At 71.9% G+C, this 17131-nt stretch carries 18 protein-coding genes; 12 read left to right on the top strand and 6 right to left on the bottom strand.

Annotated elements, in window-relative coordinates; all coding sequences use genetic code 11:
• Positions 1-17: 17 nt before the first annotated feature.
• From FLP10_RS07535 to FLP10_RS07520, 4 genes are read left to right on the top strand one after another with little or no spacing between them, the layout of a single operon-like run.
• Complete coding sequence (locus FLP10_RS07535) at positions 18-770, top strand: hypothetical protein (protein ID WP_149160306.1); 753 nt, start codon at positions 18-20, stop codon at positions 768-770.
• Positions 770-1945, top strand: coding sequence for a peptidoglycan-binding protein (locus tag FLP10_RS07530; RefSeq protein ID WP_149160305.1), 1176 nt, complete (start codon positions 770-772; stop codon positions 1943-1945). Before FLP10_RS07535 ends, FLP10_RS07530 begins: the two co-directional genes overlap by 1 nt.
• Positions 1942-2631, top strand: coding sequence for an ABC transporter ATP-binding protein (locus FLP10_RS07525; RefSeq protein WP_210418501.1), 690 nt, complete (start codon positions 1942-1944; stop codon positions 2629-2631). The genes FLP10_RS07530 and FLP10_RS07525 overlap by 4 nt, the downstream gene beginning before the upstream one ends.
• Positions 2628-3869, top strand: coding sequence for an ABC transporter permease (locus tag FLP10_RS07520; protein ID WP_149160304.1), 1242 nt, complete (start codon positions 2628-2630; stop codon positions 3867-3869). The genes FLP10_RS07525 and FLP10_RS07520 overlap by 4 nt, the downstream gene beginning before the upstream one ends.
• A gap of 87 nt (positions 3870-3956) precedes the next feature.
• On the opposite strand, the gene FLP10_RS07515 is transcribed toward FLP10_RS07520, so the two are convergent.
• Positions 3957-4439, bottom strand: a complete 483-nt coding sequence (locus FLP10_RS07515; protein ID WP_210418500.1) for an ATP-dependent zinc protease family protein — start codon at positions 4437-4439, stop codon at positions 3957-3959.
• A 26-nt stretch (positions 4440-4465) separates the two neighbouring features.
• Here FLP10_RS07515 and FLP10_RS07510 point away from each other — a divergent pair, with 26 nt between their 5' ends.
• The gene (locus FLP10_RS07510) at positions 4466-5656 is read left to right on the top strand and encodes a RimK family alpha-L-glutamate ligase (RefSeq protein ID WP_149160302.1); all 1191 of its coding nucleotides are present in this window, start codon (positions 4466-4468) and stop codon (positions 5654-5656) included.
• A 153-nt stretch (positions 5657-5809) separates the two neighbouring features.
• Here FLP10_RS07510 and FLP10_RS07505 read toward each other — a convergent pair whose 3' ends face one another.
• Together FLP10_RS07505 and FLP10_RS07500 are read right to left on the bottom strand one after the other, a co-directional pair.
• Positions 5810-6172 carry a GntR family transcriptional regulator gene (locus tag FLP10_RS07505; protein WP_149160301.1) on the bottom strand — a complete coding sequence of 121 codons (363 nt, stop codon included), beginning with the start codon at positions 6170-6172 and terminating at the stop codon, positions 5810-5812.
• A 7-nt stretch (positions 6173-6179) separates the two neighbouring features.
• Positions 6180-6617 carry an Lrp/AsnC family transcriptional regulator gene (locus FLP10_RS07500; protein WP_149160300.1) on the bottom strand — a complete coding sequence of 146 codons (438 nt, stop codon included), beginning with the start codon at positions 6615-6617 and terminating at the stop codon, positions 6180-6182.
• A gap of 234 nt (positions 6618-6851) precedes the next feature.
• On the opposite strand from FLP10_RS07500, the gene FLP10_RS07495 reads away from it, so the two are divergent.
• Entirely contained in the window at positions 6852-7652 is an 801-nt protein-coding gene (locus tag FLP10_RS07495; RefSeq protein ID WP_149160299.1) for an LLM class F420-dependent oxidoreductase, read from the top strand.
• A gap of 6 nt (positions 7653-7658) precedes the next feature.
• Here FLP10_RS07495 and FLP10_RS07490 read toward each other — a convergent pair whose 3' ends face one another.
• Positions 7659-8399 (bottom strand): DUF4097 family beta strand repeat-containing protein, encoded by a 741-nt coding sequence (locus tag FLP10_RS07490; RefSeq protein WP_149160298.1) that lies wholly within the window; start codon positions 8397-8399, stop codon positions 7659-7661.
• A 133-nt stretch (positions 8400-8532) separates the two neighbouring features.
• Between FLP10_RS07490 and FLP10_RS07485 the strand changes: the two genes are divergently transcribed.
• The 3 genes from FLP10_RS07485 (at position 8533) to FLP10_RS07475 (ending at position 13323) form a co-directional block, all read left to right on the top strand.
• Positions 8533-10023 carry a peptide MFS transporter gene (locus FLP10_RS07485; RefSeq protein ID WP_425457634.1) on the top strand — a complete coding sequence of 497 codons (1491 nt, stop codon included), beginning with the start codon at positions 8533-8535 and terminating at the stop codon, positions 10021-10023.
• A gap of 96 nt (positions 10024-10119) precedes the next feature.
• On the top strand, positions 10120-10896 hold the full coding sequence (locus FLP10_RS07480; RefSeq protein WP_149160297.1) for a polyprenol monophosphomannose synthase: 777 nt from the start codon (positions 10120-10122) through the stop codon (positions 10894-10896).
• A gap of 108 nt (positions 10897-11004) precedes the next feature.
• Positions 11005-13323 carry a glycoside hydrolase family 3 C-terminal domain-containing protein gene (locus tag FLP10_RS07475; RefSeq protein ID WP_149160296.1) on the top strand — a complete coding sequence of 773 codons (2319 nt, stop codon included), beginning with the start codon at positions 11005-11007 and terminating at the stop codon, positions 13321-13323.
• A 20-nt stretch (positions 13324-13343) separates the two neighbouring features.
• On the opposite strand, the gene FLP10_RS07470 is transcribed toward FLP10_RS07475, so the two are convergent.
• Positions 13344-13946 (bottom strand): TetR/AcrR family transcriptional regulator, encoded by a 603-nt coding sequence (locus FLP10_RS07470; protein ID WP_149160295.1) that lies wholly within the window; start codon positions 13944-13946, stop codon positions 13344-13346.
• 71 nt (positions 13947-14017) lie between these two features.
• On the opposite strand from FLP10_RS07470, the gene FLP10_RS07465 reads away from it, so the two are divergent.
• Entirely contained in the window at positions 14018-14596 is a 579-nt protein-coding gene (locus FLP10_RS07465) for a dihydrofolate reductase family protein (protein WP_342780560.1), read from the top strand.
• A 13-nt stretch (positions 14597-14609) separates the two neighbouring features.
• Here the strand turns inward: FLP10_RS07465 and FLP10_RS07460 are convergent, their stop codons facing one another.
• The gene (locus FLP10_RS07460) at positions 14610-15839 is read right to left on the bottom strand and encodes an ROK family transcriptional regulator (protein WP_149160294.1); all 1230 of its coding nucleotides are present in this window, start codon (positions 15837-15839) and stop codon (positions 14610-14612) included.
• Between the two features lie 288 nt (positions 15840-16127).
• Here FLP10_RS07460 and FLP10_RS07455 point away from each other — a divergent pair, with 288 nt between their 5' ends.
• Both FLP10_RS07455 and FLP10_RS07450 read left to right on the top strand, forming a co-directional pair.
• Positions 16128-16682, top strand: a complete 555-nt coding sequence (locus FLP10_RS07455; RefSeq protein WP_149160293.1) for a hypothetical protein — start codon at positions 16128-16130, stop codon at positions 16680-16682.
• A gap of 10 nt (positions 16683-16692) precedes the next feature.
• Positions 16693-16998 (top strand): DUF6412 domain-containing protein, encoded by a 306-nt coding sequence (locus tag FLP10_RS07450; protein ID WP_149160292.1) that lies wholly within the window; start codon positions 16693-16695, stop codon positions 16996-16998.
• Positions 16999-17131 lie beyond the last annotated feature (133 nt).

Here is a 17131-nt window from a genome sequence, read left to right as displayed (position 1 = left end):
ACCATGAGGAGACCGGCATGTCCCGTTCCATCCACACTCGATCCGTCGCAGCCCTCACCGCGACCGCGCTCGCCGCGGGCTGCGTGAGCCTGCTCGCGGCGTGCTCCGCGGCATCCCCCGAGTCGACCGCGCGGGGGCTCGACGCCGCCACCGAACGTTTCATCGCCTGCCTGCAGGCGGGCGGGCTCGACACCCGCACGACCGAGAACGGGCGGGTGCTGGTGAAGGTACCGATCGAGGTCGACGCCGACGGGATCCCCGAGCCGGTCGCACCGCCCGAGGGCGAGCCGGGAGGCGAGGTCAGCCTCGAGGTGATCGACGGCGCCGTCTACCAGAGCGTCGACGACCCCGCCGACTTCGCCGATGACTGGGGGATCGAGCCGATCTACGCCGACTGCCTCGCCGAGGTGCCCGACTTCGAACAGGCGTCGAACGATTTCGGGGCGCCCGACGACGACCTCGATCCCGAGGTCGCGGCCGCGCAGACCGAACTGCTGCTCGCGTTCGCCGAGTGCGCGCGCGAGCAGGGTGTCACCGACTTCCCCGACCCCGAACAGGGCTCGATGGTCGTGCCCGCCTCGGTCGACGAGGACACGCTGCGAAGCATCCTCGACGCCTGCAGCAGCGATCTCGCCGACAGCGAAGCGCCGCTCTCGGTGCGGATGGAGGCGATCCCGGATGCCCCGGGCGGCGACCTCGGGCGGGTGTTCGAGGACTATCCCGAGCTCACCGACCACGGGCTCATGGTCACCGTGGGGGCGAGCCGCTGATGACGCGTCGGTTCGAGCCGGTGGAATCGGCGGCGCCGGCGCGGCGAACCCGGCATCGCGTCGTCGCGCTCGCCGCGACCGCCGTGATCCTCGGCCTCGCGGGCGCCGGCCTGGTCGGCTGGATGCAGGCTGTGTCGCCCAGCGGGTTCGGTGCGTCGGGCGAGCCCGGGTCGGGTGGGTCCGGCGAGCCCGGCGGAGCATCCGATCGCCCCGTGACCCGACCCGCCGAGCGCGTAACGCTCACGAGCGGCCTGCTGCTGGCGGGAACGCTGAGCTACGGCGACCCGATGCCGCTGCAGGGCGCCGGCTGGGGCATGGTGACCGCGCTGCCCGTCGCGGGCGAGGTGATCGGCATCGGCGGGCGGCTCTACGAGGCGAACGGCGTGCCGATCGTGCTGTTCCGCGGGGCGAGGCCGTTCTGGCGTCCGCTCGAACTCGGCGTGACCGACGGGCCGGACGTGCGCCAACTCGAGCAGAACCTCGCCGACCTCGGGTTCACGGCCGGGCTCGACCTCGACGTCGATGACACGTTCACCGCGAACACGGCGGCCGCGGTCAAGGCGTGGCAGGCGGCGCTGGGAGTGGAGCGCACCGGCTCGGTCGCGCTCGGCGCGGTGATCGCAGTGGATGCCCCGTCGATCCGCGTCGACTCGCTCGCGAAGACCCTCGGCGAACCCGACGGCGGCGCGGTGCTGGAATACACGAAGACCGAGCTGCACGGGTACGCCGACCTGACCGACGCGCAGGAACGCGAGATCGCCACCGGCACCCCGGTGACCGTCACGCTGAAGGACGGCACCGAGGTCGCCGGCACCGTCGCGGCCGTCGAGCCGTCGGTGCCGGCGCTCGACGACACGGCGAAGGCCACCCCCGCTCGGGCCGTGGTCGACCTCACGGCGCCCGACGGCCAGCAGGTCGTCGCCGCGGTCGGGCCATCGACCGTGCGCCTGAAGCTGGGCGACCAGACCGTCGACGACGCCCTCGTCGTGCCGGTGACCGCGCTCGTCGCCGACGGCGACGACGGCTACGCCCTCGATGTGCTGCGCGACGGCGAGGTCGTGCGGATCCCCGTCGAGATCGGGCTCATCGCCGACGCACGCGTGCAGATCACGTCGAGCGGAGGCGGGGGAGCCGACCCGCTCGAGGCCGGCGACGCGGTGGTGGTCGCATCGTGACCGCCCCCGTGCTCGAGCTGCGCGGGGTGGGCAAGACCTACCCGGGCCATCCGCCCGTCCACGCGCTGCAGGATGTCTCGCTGCAGGTGCACGCGGGCGAGCTCACGGCGGTCGTCGGCGCGTCGGGGTCGGGCAAGACCACGATGCTCTCGATCATGGGCACCCTCGATACGCCCACCTCTGGCGAGGTGTTCGTCGGCGGCGTCGACACCGGTCGGCTCGACGACGCCGGGCGTGCCGCGCTGCGCGCCGAGCGGTTCGGGTTCGTGTTCCAGCAGTTCTTCCTGCTGCCCGCGGTGGATGCGCTCGACAACGTGGCGACGGGCCTCCTCTACGCGGGCGTGGGCCTCGCCGAGCGTCGGCGTCGCGCGCGCGAGGCGCTCGAGCGCGTCGGGCTGGGGCATCGCCTGCACCATCGGCCGGGCGAGCTGTCGGGCGGTGAGCAGCAGCGCGTCGCGATCGCGCGCGCGATGGTCGGATGCCCCGACGTGCTGTTCGCCGACGAGCCGACGGGGGCGCTCGACTCGACGACCGGCGCGGGCATCGTCGACCTGCTGCGCGGTGCCGCCGCCGACGGCGCCGCGGTCGTCGTGATCACCCACGATGAGCAGATCGCCGCCTCGCTCGACCACCGGCTCGGGTTGCACGACGGGCGCGTGGTCGCCGGGCAAGGGGTGGCGTCGTGACCGGGGTGCCGGCGCGCTCGCCGCGTCGCCGCCTCAGTGCGCTCGAGCTGGCGCGCACCGCCGTGGCCGGCCCGCGTTCGCGGCCACTGCGCACCGCGCTGTCGGCGCTCGGCATCGCGATCGGCATCGCGTCCCTGACGGCGATCACCGGCATCGCGGCATCCGACCGCGCGCAGCTGCTCGCCGAACTCGACCGGCAGGGTGCGAACCTGCTCGTCGTGCAACCCGGCAGCGATCCGCAGGGCGAGCCCGTCGGCATCCCGGCCACCGCGCCGGGCATGCTCGAACGCGTCGACGGAGTCACCGCCGTCGGCGTCGTGGAGCGGATCGACGCGGCCGCCGCCGTGTACCGCACGTCGATCGTGCCCGCGGCCCAGACCGGCGGGCTCGGGGTGCGGGCTGCCGACCTCGGGCTGCTCGACGCGCTCGATGGTGCGCTCGCCGACGGCGAGTGGTTCGACGAAGCGAGCGCCTCGCTGCCGACGACCGTGCTCGGCTCGACCGCGGCGGCTCGGCTCGGCGCCGAGATCGGCCAGCGGGTGTGGATCGGCGGCGAGTGGCACGTCGTGATCGGGGTGCTCGAACCCCTCGGGCTCGCGGCCGAACTCGATTCGATGGCGTTCGTCGGAGCCGAGTGGGCCGACGCCCGCTGGCCGGCCGACGAGGTCGACCCCGCCCGGCTCATCGACCCCGACCAGACCTCGCGCATCGAGTCGATCTACGTGCGCAGCCTGCCCGGCGCCGTCGAGTCGGTGCGCCCGATGCTCGCCCGCACGGCGAACCCGTACTCGCCGTACCTGGGCGTCTCGAAGCTGTCGGAACTCGTCGGCGCCCGCGCCATCGCCGACGCGACGCTCTCGTCGCTCGCGATCGGGCTCGCCGCGATCGCCCTGCTGGTCGGCGGCATCGGCATCGCGAACACGATGGTGGTCGCGGCACTCGAACGGCGCGGCGAGATCGGCCTGCGCCGGGCACTGGGGGCCCGCAGCGGGCAGATCGCGAGCCAGTTCCTCACCGAGGCGGCGATCCTCGCGCTCATCGGCGGCGTCGCGGGGCTCGGCATCGGAGCGCTCGTCGTCGCCGGCTACGCCGCTGTGAACCGCAGCGTCGTCGTACTGCCGATCGAGGTGATCCTCGGCGGCCCCGTCGCGGCGCTGGTCGTCGGTGTCGTGGCCGGCATCTACCCGGCGCTGCGCTCGGCGCGGCTCCCGCCGACCGAAGCGTTGCGCGCGGTGTGAGCGGGTCGCCCCACCAGCCGCTTGTGCTGCGCCACGCTCCTTGGCGCAGAGCCGGGTGCGGGTCGGCGCGGGCGCCCCGCTGCCGCGTCAGATCCGCCCGCGGTTGCGGCGGCGCATGGCCTTCGGCGCCCGGCCGCCCACGAACGAGCGCGCCGAGTCGACGAGGAACCCCTGCTTCAGCGCCTCGCGCCCGATGAGCATGCGGAACCCCATCTGGTCGCGATTCGACAGGGTGACCTCGACCGGCACGGTGCGCCCGAGCAGCACGAGCTCCATCAGCACCACGATGCGGTGCTGCACGTGGCCCGACGAACTGCGCACCGTTCGTCGGTCGTGCACGGGGCACTCGACGACGACCGCGTCGGCGTCGGACTCCTGCCACGGACGCACACTGAATCGCACCCACTCGGCGCCCCGCCGGCGGTACACCTTCACGTCGAACGCGTGGATCGCGGACGTGCGTGCGCCGGTGTCGAGTTTCGCCTTGATCCAGGGCACGCCGATGGCCGGCAGGCTCACCCATTCGCGCCATCCGGCGACGGCGGTGTTCGCATAGGCTGGCTCGGTCATCCCACCCATCTTGTCAGGGGCTCTCCATGAAACTCGCGATCCTGTCGCGCGCTCCCCAGGCGTACTCCACCCAGCGTTTCCGAACTGCAGCGCAGCAGCGCGGTCACGACGTGAAGGTCCTCAACACCCTGCGATTCGGCATCGACCTGTCGGCCGACGAGCCCGACCTGCAGTACCGCGGGCGCCGGCTCAGCGACTACGACGCGATCCTGCCGCGCATCGGCAACTCGATCACCTACTTCGGCACCGCTGTCGTCCGCCAGTTCGAGCAGATGGACGTCTACACGCCGAACACCGCGAACGGCATCTCGAACGCGCGCGACAAGCTGCGCGCGACGCAGATCCTCTCGCGGCACAACATCGGCATGCCGGCCACGACGTTCGTGCGCAACCGCGCCGACCTGCGGCCGGCGATCGAACGGGTCGGCGGCGCGCCCGTCGTCATCAAGCTGCTCGAGGGCACGCAGGGCATCGGCGTCATCCTCGCGCCCGAGGTGAAGGTCGCCGAGGCGATCATCGAGACCCTGCACTCGACGAAGCAGAACGTGCTGATCCAGCGCTTCATCGCCGAGAGCCGGGGTCGTGACATCCGTGCCCTGGTCGTCGGCGATCGCGTGGTCGCCGCGATGCGCCGGGTCGCGAACGGCGACGAGTTCCGCTCGAATGTGCACCGCGGCGGCACCGTCGAACCGGTCGAGCTCACGCCCGAGTACGAGCAGGCCGCGGTGCGGTCGGCGCAGATCATGGGGCTCAAGGTCGCGGGCGTCGACATGCTGGAGGGCGACGAGGGTCCCCTCGTCATGGAGGTGAACTCCTCGCCCGGGCTGCAGGGCATCGAGACGGCGACGAAGCTGGACGTCGCGGGCGCGATCATCGACTACATCGCCAACCAGGTAGCGTTCCCCGAGATCGATGTACGGCAGCGCCTCACGGTCTCGACGGGGTACGGCGTTGCCGAACTGCTCGTGCACACCAACGCCGACCTGGTGGGCAAGACGCTGGGCGAATCGGGCCTGTGGGAGCGCGACATCACGGTGCTCACCCTGCACCGGGGTGCGAACGTCATCCCCAACCCGCGCAAGGGCGTGCTGCTCGAGTCGGGTGACCGGCTGCTGTGCTTCGGAAAGCTCGAGGAGATGCGCTCGATGATCCCCGAGCGGCGCCGGCGTCGTGCCAAGGTGCGCCGCCTGCCGAAGCAGCCCATCCCGGTCGAGTAGCGCCTCGGCGCCGGCCTCTCCCGGCGCTTCGCTCTGTCCAAGGTCGATTTGCGCGACCGAGGTCGGCGGAGGCGTACCGCATTGACGCGAATCGACCTTGGACAGAGCGAAGCGGCAGGGGAGACGCGCGGCAGGGGAGACGCCCGGCGGAGCTCAGGTGCCGATCCGCAGTGCCGCCTCGACGAGATCGACGGCGTCGTCGATCGGTACGCCGAGGCGTCGGACGAGCGCGGCGTACTCAGCCGCGGCCTCCTGTGCGCGCCGGTGCGCGGGGTCGCCGTGCACGGCGACGAAACTGCCCGCGCGCCCGCGGGTCTCGATGAGGTGGTCGTGCTCGAGTTCGCGGTACGCGCGTGCGACGGTGTTCGCGGCCAGCCCCAGCTGGTCGGCCAGGGCCCGCACCGTCGGCAGACGTTCGCCGGGCACGAGCCGGCCCTCGCGCACCGCCTCCAGCACCTGCGCGCGAAGCTGCTCGTACGGCGGAGCATCCGATTCGGGGTCGATCGCGAACTTCACGGCTGCCTCACTCCCGGTCGCGGTTCACGAGTCGCGACAGCACGATCGCGCTGCGCGTGTGGTCGACGTTCGGCGCGATGCGCACGCGCTCGAGCGCGTCCTCGAGCGAGGTGATGTCGCGGGCGCGCATCTGCACGATCGCGTCGGCGCTGCCGGTCACGGTTCCGGCGTAGACCACCTCGGGCACGTCCTGCAGGATGCGCCGCAGTTCCTCGGGCGCGACGGTGCCCCGGCAGAACAGTTCGACGTACGCCTCGGTGCTCATGCCGTCGACCGCGGGATCGACCTGGATCGTGAACGAACGGATCACCCCGTCGCCGACGAGCTTGTCGACCCGTCGCTTCACGGCCGACGCGCTCAGTCCCACCGACGAGCCGATGTCGCCGTACCCCGCGCGCGAGTTCTGGCGCAGCAGGTCGAGAATCGCGCGGTCGAGGTTGTCCATGCTCGGGAGTGTACGGGGGATCCTTGCGTTATCGCACCCCTGAGCGCGGGTTTCGTGCGCGCAGCGGACGAGACACGGCCTCGAAGACGTACGTGTCGCGCCTGATCATCCACCTCGGCCTGCGCGATCGCGTGCGCCCGGCGGTGCTCGCGTACGAGACGGACCTGGTGCGTCGCGGCGTGCAGGGTGATCCGTACGGGTGGTGCCGGCTGTTGCTCCACCTAGGCTTGAGCGGTGACCTTCGATTCCCCCGTTCGCATCGGCGTACAGGTGCAGCCGCAGCACGCGACCTACCAGACCATCCGTGACACCGTTCTGCGCATCGAAGACCTCGGCGCCGACGTCGTCTTCAACTGGGACCACTTCTTCCCGCTGTCGGGCGAGCCCGACGGCCTGCATTTCGAAGCCTGGACGATGCTCGGCGCCTGGGCCGAGCAGACCGAGCGCATCGAATTCGGATGCCTCGTCGGCTGCAATTCGTACCGCAATGCCGACCTGCAGGCCGACATGGCCCGCACCATCGACCACATCTCGGCGAAGGGCTCGGGTGTCGGCCGGTTCGTCTTCGGCACGGGCGCCGGGTGGTTCGAGCGCGACTACGACGAGTACGGCTACGAGTTCGGCACCCCGGGCACCCGCCTGAACGCCCTCGCCGGCGCGCTGCCGCGGGTGCGCGACCGCTGGGCGAAGCTCAACCCGCCGCCGACCCGCGACATCCCCATCATGATCGGCGGCAAGGGAGAGCAGAAGACGCTGCGCATCGTCGCCGAGCACGCCGACATCTGGCACTCGTTCGTGCAGCCCGACGAGATCGCGCACAAGCTGGACGTGCTGCGCCGCTGGGGCGACGAGGTCGGGCGGGATGTCTCGCAGATCACCGTCTCGAACGAGCTCGGTCGTCGCGGCGACGACGAGCGCGCCGAGGCGCTGCACGCCGCGGGCACGCGCCTGTTCACGGTCGGCATCTCGGGGCCCGACTACGACCTGGCGCCGGTCGAGCACTGGCTCGCCTGGCGCGACGCGAAGAACGGCTGAGGCCCGTTACCGCGGCTCGACGGTGATCGAGCCGTTCGACGTGCGCAGCAGGAGGGCGAACTCGCCGGCAGGGTCGTCGACGACGTCGACGGTGGTGCGACCGTTCGAGGTCTCGGCGTCGACGCGGTACGACGCGTCGGGCACGGTGAGGCGGATCGCGCCGTTCGAGGTCGTCGCGCGTACGTCGCGCGGTTCGTCGAACTCGAGCTCGATGGCGCCGTTCGAGGTCTCGACCACGATCGGCTCGTCGCCCGTGAGGCCCTGACCGTCGATCTTCCCGTTGCTCGTGGTCGCCGTGATCGCGCCCGTCACGTCGTCGAGGTCGATACGCCCGTTGTTCGTCGAGACGTCGACCTCGGACACGCCGGCGAGCTCGATCGAGCCGTTCGACGTGCGGCCCGACACCTCGACGCCGAGGGGCACGTCGAGCACGTAGTCGATCGCGCAGTTTCGGCCGCAGTCGTCGAGTACGAGCTCGTCACCCGAGACCCGGTGGGTCTCGCCGATCTCGCGTTCCGCGCCGCGGTACTTGACGGTGCGCTCGAGCGAGACGGAGTCGGCGCCGGCGACCCCGCGAACCGTGACGCTCCCGTCGTTCGAGTCGATCACGATGCGCGCGATGTCCTGGTCGATGGACGCGGAATCCTCGAACACGTGGCGCGGCGCGAGGAACGCGCAACCGCTCAGTGAGGCGGCGATGAGGGCTACGACGGCGAGTGCGCCGACGCGCGAAGCTGTGGTGGTCATGTCGATTCCCTTCACGTCCTCGACGCTATCGCCGGGTACGGCGAGCGTCACGGGGGCTCCCCACCCGTCTCACGGTGGACAGCCCCCGGCTGCGTCGAGTACGCCGAACCGGGGCGAGGAGTACCCTTTCGCCATGGGGGATGGCGGTGACGGCGCCGACGTGCGCATGACCGGTGAACACGACACACGGAACGATCACGGCTTCTTCGGGCAGCCGCGGGCGCTCGTGCACCTGTTCGGTGTGGAGATGTGGGAGCGGTTCAGCTTCTACGGCATGCAGGGCATCCTGCTCATCTACCTGTACTACTCGGCGACCCGCGGCGGCCTCGGCATGGACGAGGTCTCGGCTGCCGGCATCGTCGGCGCGTACGGCGGGGCGGTGTACCTCTCGACGATCCTCGGCGCGTGGATCGCCGACCGGCTGCTCGGCAGCGAGAGGGTGCTGTTCTTCAGCGCGATCGTCATCATGGCCGGGCACATCGCGCTCGCGCTGCTGCCGGGGTTCCTCGGCGTCGGCGTGGGTCTCGTGCTCGTCGCATTCGGATCCGGCGGGCTGAAGGCGAACGCGACGAGCGTCGTCGGCACGTTGTACGACGAGCACGATCCGCGGCGCGACGCCGGTTTCAGCGTCTTCTACCTCGGCATCAACCTGGGTGCGTTCCTCGGCCCGATCCTCACCGGCCTTGCGCAGACCACGCTCGGCTTCCACTGGGGATTCGGGCTGGCCGCGGTCGGCATGGCGATCGGGCTCGTGCAGTACGCCTTCGGCCGCAAGCACCTTCCGCCCGAGGCATCCGTGGTGCCCAACCCGCTGCCGCGCGAACGCCGCCCGCTCGTGATCGGCATCGCGATCGCGGCCGTGGTGCTCGTCGCGGTGCTCGTGCTCACCGGCCTGGTGAACGCGCAGAACCTGGTGCTCTGGATCATCGGCGGCACGATCGTCGCCGCGATCGCCTACTTCGCGGTCATCCTCGCGAGCCGGGCGATCAGCACGGTCGAACGACACCGCGTGTACGGGTTCATCCCGTTGTTCGTGGCATCCGTCGCGTTCTGGTCGCTGTACCAGCAGCAGTTCACGGTGCTCACGATCTACAGCGACAAGCAGCTGAACCGCGACCTGTTCGGCTGGGAGATGCCGGTGTCGTGGGTGCAGTCGATCAACCCGATCTTCATCATCGTGCTGTCGGGCGTGTTCGCCGCGATCTGGACGAAGCTCGGCGACCGCCAGCCGTCGACGCCGATCAAGTTCGCGCTCGGCACGATGATCATGGGCGTCGCGTTCCTGCTGTTCATCCCGTTCGCCGGCGGTGGCCCGAACTCGACGCCGCTGCTGGCCATCGTCGGCATCCTGCTGGTCTTCACGGTCGCCGAACTGCTGCTCTCGCCGGTCGGCCTGTCGGTGGCGACGAAGCTCGCGCCGAAGGTGTTCCATACGCAGATGGTCGCGCTGTTCTTCCTCTCGGTCGCGCTCGGCACCGCGATCTCGGGTCGGCTCGCCGAGTTCTACTCGGCCCAGAACGAGGTGGTGTACTTCGGGGTGCTCGGCGGCATCGCGATCGTGCTGGGTGTCGCGCTCGCCCTCGGCAGCCGCGGGGTGCTGAAGCTCATGTCGGGTGTGCGGTAGTCGCGCGCCGAGCGTTTCCGGTCGCGCAGAGCGCGTCTCTTCGGGCGGAAACGCGGTGTCCGAACGGAAACACTCGACGCGGGTACGATTCACGGGATGCCCGAACCGCTGGTGGTGATTCCCACCTACAACGAGCGCGAGAACCTCGCCGAGATCGTCGCTCGTGTGCGCGGCGCGGTGCCCGAGGCATCCGTGCTCGTCATCGACGACGCCTCGCCCGACGGAACCGGCGCACTCGCCGATGAGCTCGCGGCAGCAGACCCGGCCGTGCGGGTGCGCCACCGGCCCGCCAAGCAGGGGCTCGGTGCGGCGTACCTCGACGCCTTCGGCTGGGCGCTCGAGCACGGGTACGACCCGATCGTGCAACTCGACGCCGACGGATCGCACCGGCCCGAAGACCTTCCGGCGATGCTCGCGGCGCTCGCGGGCGGCGCGGCCGCGTCGCACGGCGGCGGTGCGGATGCCACGGAGCCGGCCGATCTCGTCATCGGTTCGCGGTGGGTGCCCGGCGGATCGGTCGTGAACTGGCCGCGTCGACGCGAATGGCTCTCGCGGGCGGGCAGCGCGTACGCGCGCACGTTGCTGCGGCTGCCCGCGCGGGACGCGACGGCGGGGTTCCGGGCGTTTCGTGCCGACGCGCTGCGGCGCATCCGCCTCGACGACGTGCACACCCGCGGGTACGGGTTCCAGGTCGACATGCTGTGGCACGCGCGCGACGTCGGGCTGCGCATCGTCGAGGTGCCGGTCACGTTCGTCGAACGGGTGCACGGGCGATCGAAGATGACGTTCGGCATCGTGCTCGAGGCGATCGTGCGGGTCACGGCGTGGGGGGTCGCGGCCCGGATGCCGCGACCGAACCGACGCACCCGATAACACCGGGCGATCGAAGGGGCGCTTCCGACCTCCCACGGGGAGGGTACCCACCGATGCCGGGATCGCTCGTCTACAGTGTTCGCACTGCCTCAGCGTCGAAGGAGCGAGATGTCCGACACCCCGAACCACGCGACATCCCGACCGCTCGATCGGCCGGCGGGCGACCTCGTCGCCGACCTGACCCTCGCCGAGAAGGCGTCCCTGACGAGCGGCGCGAGCTTCTGGGGCACGAAGCCGGTCGACCGAGCCGGGATCCCCGGCATCGTGCTCACCGACGGGCCGCACGGCGTGCGCCTGCAGCGCGGCAGCGCCGACCACCTCGGCATCGGCGACAGCGTGCCGGCGACGTGCTTCCCGCCGGCCGTGGCACTCGGCTCGACGTTCGACCCCGAACTGCTCGAGCGGGTGGGCCGTGCCCTCGGCGAGGAGGCGCGCGCACTCGGCGTCGGCGTGCTGCTCGGCCCCGGCATCAACATCAAGCGCTCGCCGCTGTGCGGCCGCAACTTCGAGTACCTCTCCGAGGACCCCCTCGTCTCCGGCGAGCTCGGCGCGGCGCTCGTGCGCGGGCTGCAATCGCAGGGCGTCGGCGCTTCGCTGAAGCACTTCGCCGCGAACAACCAGGAGTCCGATCGCATGCGCGTCTCGGCCGACGTCGACCCTCGGCCGCTGCGCGAGATCTACCTCCGCGGGTTCCAGCGCGTCGTCGAGGACGCCCGGCCGTGGACGGTCATGTGCTCGTACAACCGCATCAACGGCGTCTACGCGAGCGAGGATCCGTGGCTGCTCACGCGGGTGCTGCGCGACGAGTGGGGGTTCGAAGGGCTCGTGGTCAGCGACTGGGGTGCGGTGAACGACCGCGTCGAGGGCCTGGCCGCCGGACTCGACCTCGAGATGCCGGCTTCGGGCGGCCGCACCGACCAGCAGCTCATCGACGCCGTCGAAGCGGGACGACTGGATGTCTCGCACCTCGACCTCGCCGCGAAACGCGCCGTCGAACTCGTGCAGAAGGCCGTCGCGGGCGCCGACCCCGGCGCGAGCGGCGAGGTGCCCGCCCGGGACGTCGAGGCGCACCACGCGCTCGCCCGTGAAGCCGCCGCGCGCGGCGCCGTGCTGCTGAAGAACGACGACGGCATCCTGCCCGTCGCACCCGGCCGCCGAATCGCCGTCATCGGCGAGTTCGCGCGCACCCCTCGATACCAGGGCGCCGGATCGTCGCTCATCAGTCCGACCAGGCTCGACACCGCGCTCGCCGAGATCGAGCGGATCGCGGGCGCCGGGCGGGTCGCGTTCGCGCCCGGCTTCGCGCTCGGCGGCGATGTCTCGGATGCCTCGGAGCAGCGCGTGCTCGTCGACGAGGCGCTGGCCGCGGCATCCGCAGCCGAAGTGGTGCTGCTCTTCCTCGGCCTGCCCGCCGCCGCCGAGTCGGAGGGCTTCGACCGCGAGCACCTGCGTCTGCCCGCCTCGCAGCTCGAACTGCTCGACGCCGTGCGCGCAGCGAACCCCGACGTCGTCGTCGTGCTCGCGAACGGCGGTGTCGTCGAGCTGCCGTTCGCCGACGACGTGCCCGCGATCGTCGAGAGCTGGCTCGGCGGACAGGCGGGCGGCGGCGGCATCGCCGACGTGTTGTTCGGCATCGTGAACCCGTCGGGGCGGCTCGCCGAGACCATCCCGCACCGTCTCGAGGACACCCCCGCGTACCTCGACTTCCCGGGCGAGTTCGGGCACGTGCGCTACGGCGAGGGGCTGTTCGTCGGATACCGGTGGTACGACGCGCGCGACGCCGTGGTGCGCTACCCGTTCGGCCACGGGCTCTCGTACACGGCGTTCGAGTACTCGGGCCCGACCGTCTCGACTGCCGCCGACGGCGGGCTGGACGTGCGGATCACGGTCACGAACACCGGTGACCGCGCCGGCCGCGAGGTCGTGCAGGTGTACACCGGGCTCGCCGCGTCGCGCGTGCAGCGGGCGCCGCGCTCGCTCGCCGGCTTCGCGTCGGTCGAGATCGAGGCGGGCGCCTCGCGTGAGGTCGTCGTGCACGTGCGCCGTGCCGACCTCGCCTACTGGGACGTGCGCGTCGACCGCTGGGTGGTCGAGGGCGGGGACTACGAGGTCTCGGTCGGCGCGTCCAGTCGCGACATCCGACTCACCGCGACCGCGGCGGTCGTCGGCGACGAGGTGCGCCTGCCGCTTTCGTTCGAGTCATCCGTCGCCGATCTGATGGCCGACCCCGTCGCCGGGCCGATCGTCGCGCAGGCGATGGCCGGGCTCGCGAGCGGACTCGGCGACACCGACGTGTTCAGCGACGACGGGATGGCGAAGATGATGGCGTCGTTCCCCGTGGGGCGGCTCGTGTCGTTCCCGGGCGTGCCGGTCGCGCGCGAACAGCTCGAGCAGCTCATCGCGGCCGCGAACGCCGCGCGAGGGTAGTCGTCGTCGCGATTCAGGCGCTACTCGATTGCCGGACCTGCGGGTGCCCCCGTGCCGCTGCCGAGCAGGCCCCGTACCAGGTCATCGACGATGTCGTCGGTCGCGGTGCCGGGGTCGATCGATGTCGTCAGCCGATCGAGCATGAGTCCGTCGATCGCGTAGTGCAGCAGGGCGATCTCGCGCGCGCCGCCCGGCAGCCCCGCCGCTTCGTTGAACGCGACATCGGCCGCGAACCCGTCGCGCTGCCAGGCTTCGAGCACCTCGGCGAGTTCGGGTCGGCGTGCGGCTTCGAGGCGCAGCTCCATCAGCGCGAGGGTGACCTCGCGGTGATCGGTGAGGCGCCGCACGATGTCGCGGATGTACGCCGCGAACAGCTCGCGCCCGGGCGGCTCGGCGGCGCGACGTTCGAGGTCTTCGGGGGTGGGCGCGAGTCGCTCGCCGATGCGCGTGACGAGGCCGCCGATGAGCGCATCGCGACTGCGGAAGTAGTTGGACGTCGTGCCCACGGGCACACCCGCCGCCTCGTCGACGGCGCGGTGCGTGAGCCCTCGCGACCCCTCGCGTGCGAGCACCGCGAGGCCGGCGTCGGCGATCGTCCGTCGTCGTGTGTCGTTCTTCGCCATGCTCGAAGACTAGCGCGATCACTACACCTGTTGTACTCTCTCAATCACTACAGATGTTGTGAATAAGGAGCATGATGCGAGAACTCGTGTACTACGTCGCCGTCAGCCTCGACGGATTCATCGCCGGCCCGAACGGCGAGTTCGACGCGTTCCCGATCGAGGGCGACCACATGGACGCCATCAACGAGCGGTTCGCCGACGCCATCCCCACCGACCTCGCGGCGGCGATCGGCGTCGAGCAGGACGGGTCGAGGTTCGACACCGTGCTGATGGGGTGGAACACCTATGCCGTCGGCCTGCCGATGGGCGTGACGAGCCCGTACCGGCACCTGCGGCAACTCGTCTTCTCGCGCTCGCACGAGGCCGAGGGCGAAGGCATCGAGATCACCGCCGACGACCCCGTCGACGTGGTGCGCCGCCTGAAAGCCGAGCCCGGGGCATCCATCTGGCTCTGCGGCGGCGGCGCGCTCGCCGCGACGCTCGCCGACGAAATCGACCGACTCGTGCTGAAGCGCAGCCCCGTGCTCTTCGGAGCGGGCATCCCGCTGTTCGGCGCACGGCCCTACTCGCCCGAGCGTCTCGACGAGGTCACGACGACGGCGTACCGATCGGGCGTGGTCTTCTCGGAGTACGTGCGCCGGGCAGCGTAGTCGCCCCCGCCGGTCAGCCCGCGAGGAGGATGGGGTCGGCGATGAGGCGGTCGCGTGCGAGTCGGCGCGCGCCCACCAGGGCCGCGTCGGCATCGGCGACCGCGTGCTCGATCCGAGGCACCCGCGTCAGCGCACCGCTCGCGATGGTCGGCCGATTGCTGCGGAAGCTCGTGTCGATCTCATCGAGCAGGTCTCCCCAGTAGCCGGCGGCCACGATGACCGGCGGGTCGAGCACCGGCACCACGACCTGGAGCGCTCGTCCGATCCAGTGCGCGGCGTCGAGCCACGCCCACCGCGCCCGATCGTCGGCGGCGTCGATGCGGCGCACGAGTTCATCGAGCGCGGGCGTGCGGCCCGCGCTCGCGTCGAGGTCGCCGAGCCCGGCATGCTCGAGCACGTGGCGGGCCGACGCGAGGTTCGCGAGGCATCCGCGCTGTCCGCACGTGCATCGCGGGCCGTTCGGCTCGATCGGCAGGTGCGCGAGGGATCCGGCGAGCCCGTGCGCTCCGACGCGCGCGACGCCGCCGTCGACGACCGCGCTGTCGATGCCGCCGTCGCCGTCGAGGTAGAGCAGGTCGGGTTCGCCGCGAGCCTCGCACTCGGCGACCGCCGCGGCCTGCCCGGCCGGCACCAGCCGAGCCGACCGGCCGCCGTGCTCCACCTCGTCGAGGGCGGGCACCAGCCGGCGCAGCTCGCCGAGCAGGTCGAACGGTTCGGCTCCGAGGCGCTCGCTGCCCACCACCACGGCGGGTCGGCCGGCGACCTGGCCGTCGACCACGACGGTGAGGTCGGCGACCGGATGCCCCGCCCGCACCGCGTGCGCGAGCGCCCGTGTCAGCACGGTGGCGAGCAGATCGACGGGAGCGGCCGGCTCGCCGTCACGCGCGAACGGCTCGGCGAACCGTGCCCCCTCCTCGCCGTTCAAGGCGGCGACCGTCGCGACGGCGGCGTCGGGGGCGAGCCACGCGGTCACGAGCACATGGTGGGCCGCCGACAGGGCGAGGGGCACTGCACGACCGTCGTCCGAGGCATCCGCCTGCTCGACGAGCACGCCCGCGTCGATGAGCCGTGCTGCGATACCGGCGATCGCGCTGCGTCCGAGCCCCGTCGCCGACGCGAGCTCGCTTCGCGTGGTCGGCCCGTGGGCGACCAGGTGGTCGAGCAATGCGATCGAGTGGTGCGCGCGCATGCCGTCGACCGGGGTGCGGTCGAATGCCGGAGACGAAGAGTCGAACGGCCTCATGGGCCAAGCATGGGGTGCACGGGGCATCCGGTCACGTACCCCGTTCGGGGGACGCGTTCGTTCGGGGCCGTTCACGGAGGGCAACCTCGAGCCGATCGGGTGCGTCGCGCCGGGACCCGGACGCGTGCCCGCCGCGCCGGGACCCGAACGCGTGCCCGCGCGTGGGGCGGGCCGGCTGATCCGCGAGGGAGGCATCCGTATACCGGCGCAAGCCCTCGGTACCGGCGCAACCCCTCGGTACCGGCGCAACCCCTTGCCACGCAGGCACGGCGGGCGTAGACCGGAGCCATGACCGCGAGAATCGGAGGCTTCGCGCGAGACCTCGCGCGCCGTGACGACCGCGCCGCACGCGACGCCATCCGCGCCGCGAAGCGCACCGAGCACGAGGCCCGCGGTCTGGCGAAGGTGCTCACCGACCGCGCGCAGCGCACGCGCCTCGAAGCGGCGATCGCCGACGCCCGTCGCACGCGCCGGGCGGCTCGAAGAGTGCGCAGGCACGACCCGCGGGGCGCGGCCCGGGACGCCGCCCACGCCGCCGCACTGCTCGAACGCCAGGCGATTCGCGTCGGACCTGGTGGGCGCACCCTGCCGGTCCGGCCCGAACTCTACGGCGGCGGGCGACCGCTCGCCGCCGCGACCCATGAGGCGAGAGCCCGGGTCAAGGCCCACGAACGCACCGTGAAGCGACGCCGCAAGCGCGTCGAGCAGGTGCGCAAGATGTCGGACTTCGTCGCCGCGCATGTCCTCGCCCAGACGACTGTCGCGCCCACCGACGTAGAGCTCGACCGCTCCATCGCGAAGTCGGGCAAGCGTGTGCAGCGTGCCGTCAGATCACGCGGGTAGACTCCCCGGCATGTCCACGGTCGTCCTCGCCGCCTTCCTGCAGCTGGTCGCTGCCGTGGCGCAGGGCGTCGTTTCTGCGGGCGACGCGGTCGCCGCCACCGCCGCGACCGGCAGCCCCGCGATGGTGCTGCTCATCGTCGGCGCGCTCGGTGTCGCAGCCGTCGCGTTCGTCGCGCTGCGCGTGCTCGTGCCTGCCGAGCCCGACCCCGCGGCCTCCGTGCACCGCGGGCAGACCGTCGACGTCTCGCGCCTGCTCTCGCAGAGCGACCCCGACGCACCGGGGCGCACCCGCCCGCGAGCCCCGACCGCCGCCTGACCGGCCGCGCTGTCGTCCGCTGAGACGGGCGACACTGCGGCGGGGCATCCGATCGCTGCGTAGTGCTGTGCGCCCGGTGCGCGTCCCTGCGCTCGCCGCCCGGGGCATCCGCCCGGGGCATCCGCTCGGGGCA

The organism is Agromyces intestinalis, assembly GCF_008365295.1.
In the GTDB taxonomy this organism is placed as follows: domain Bacteria; phylum Actinomycetota; class Actinomycetes; order Actinomycetales; family Microbacteriaceae; genus Agromyces; species Agromyces intestinalis.
The sequence above is the reverse complement of the archived record's forward strand: the minus strand, read 5'-3'. Positions and strand labels throughout refer to the sequence as shown.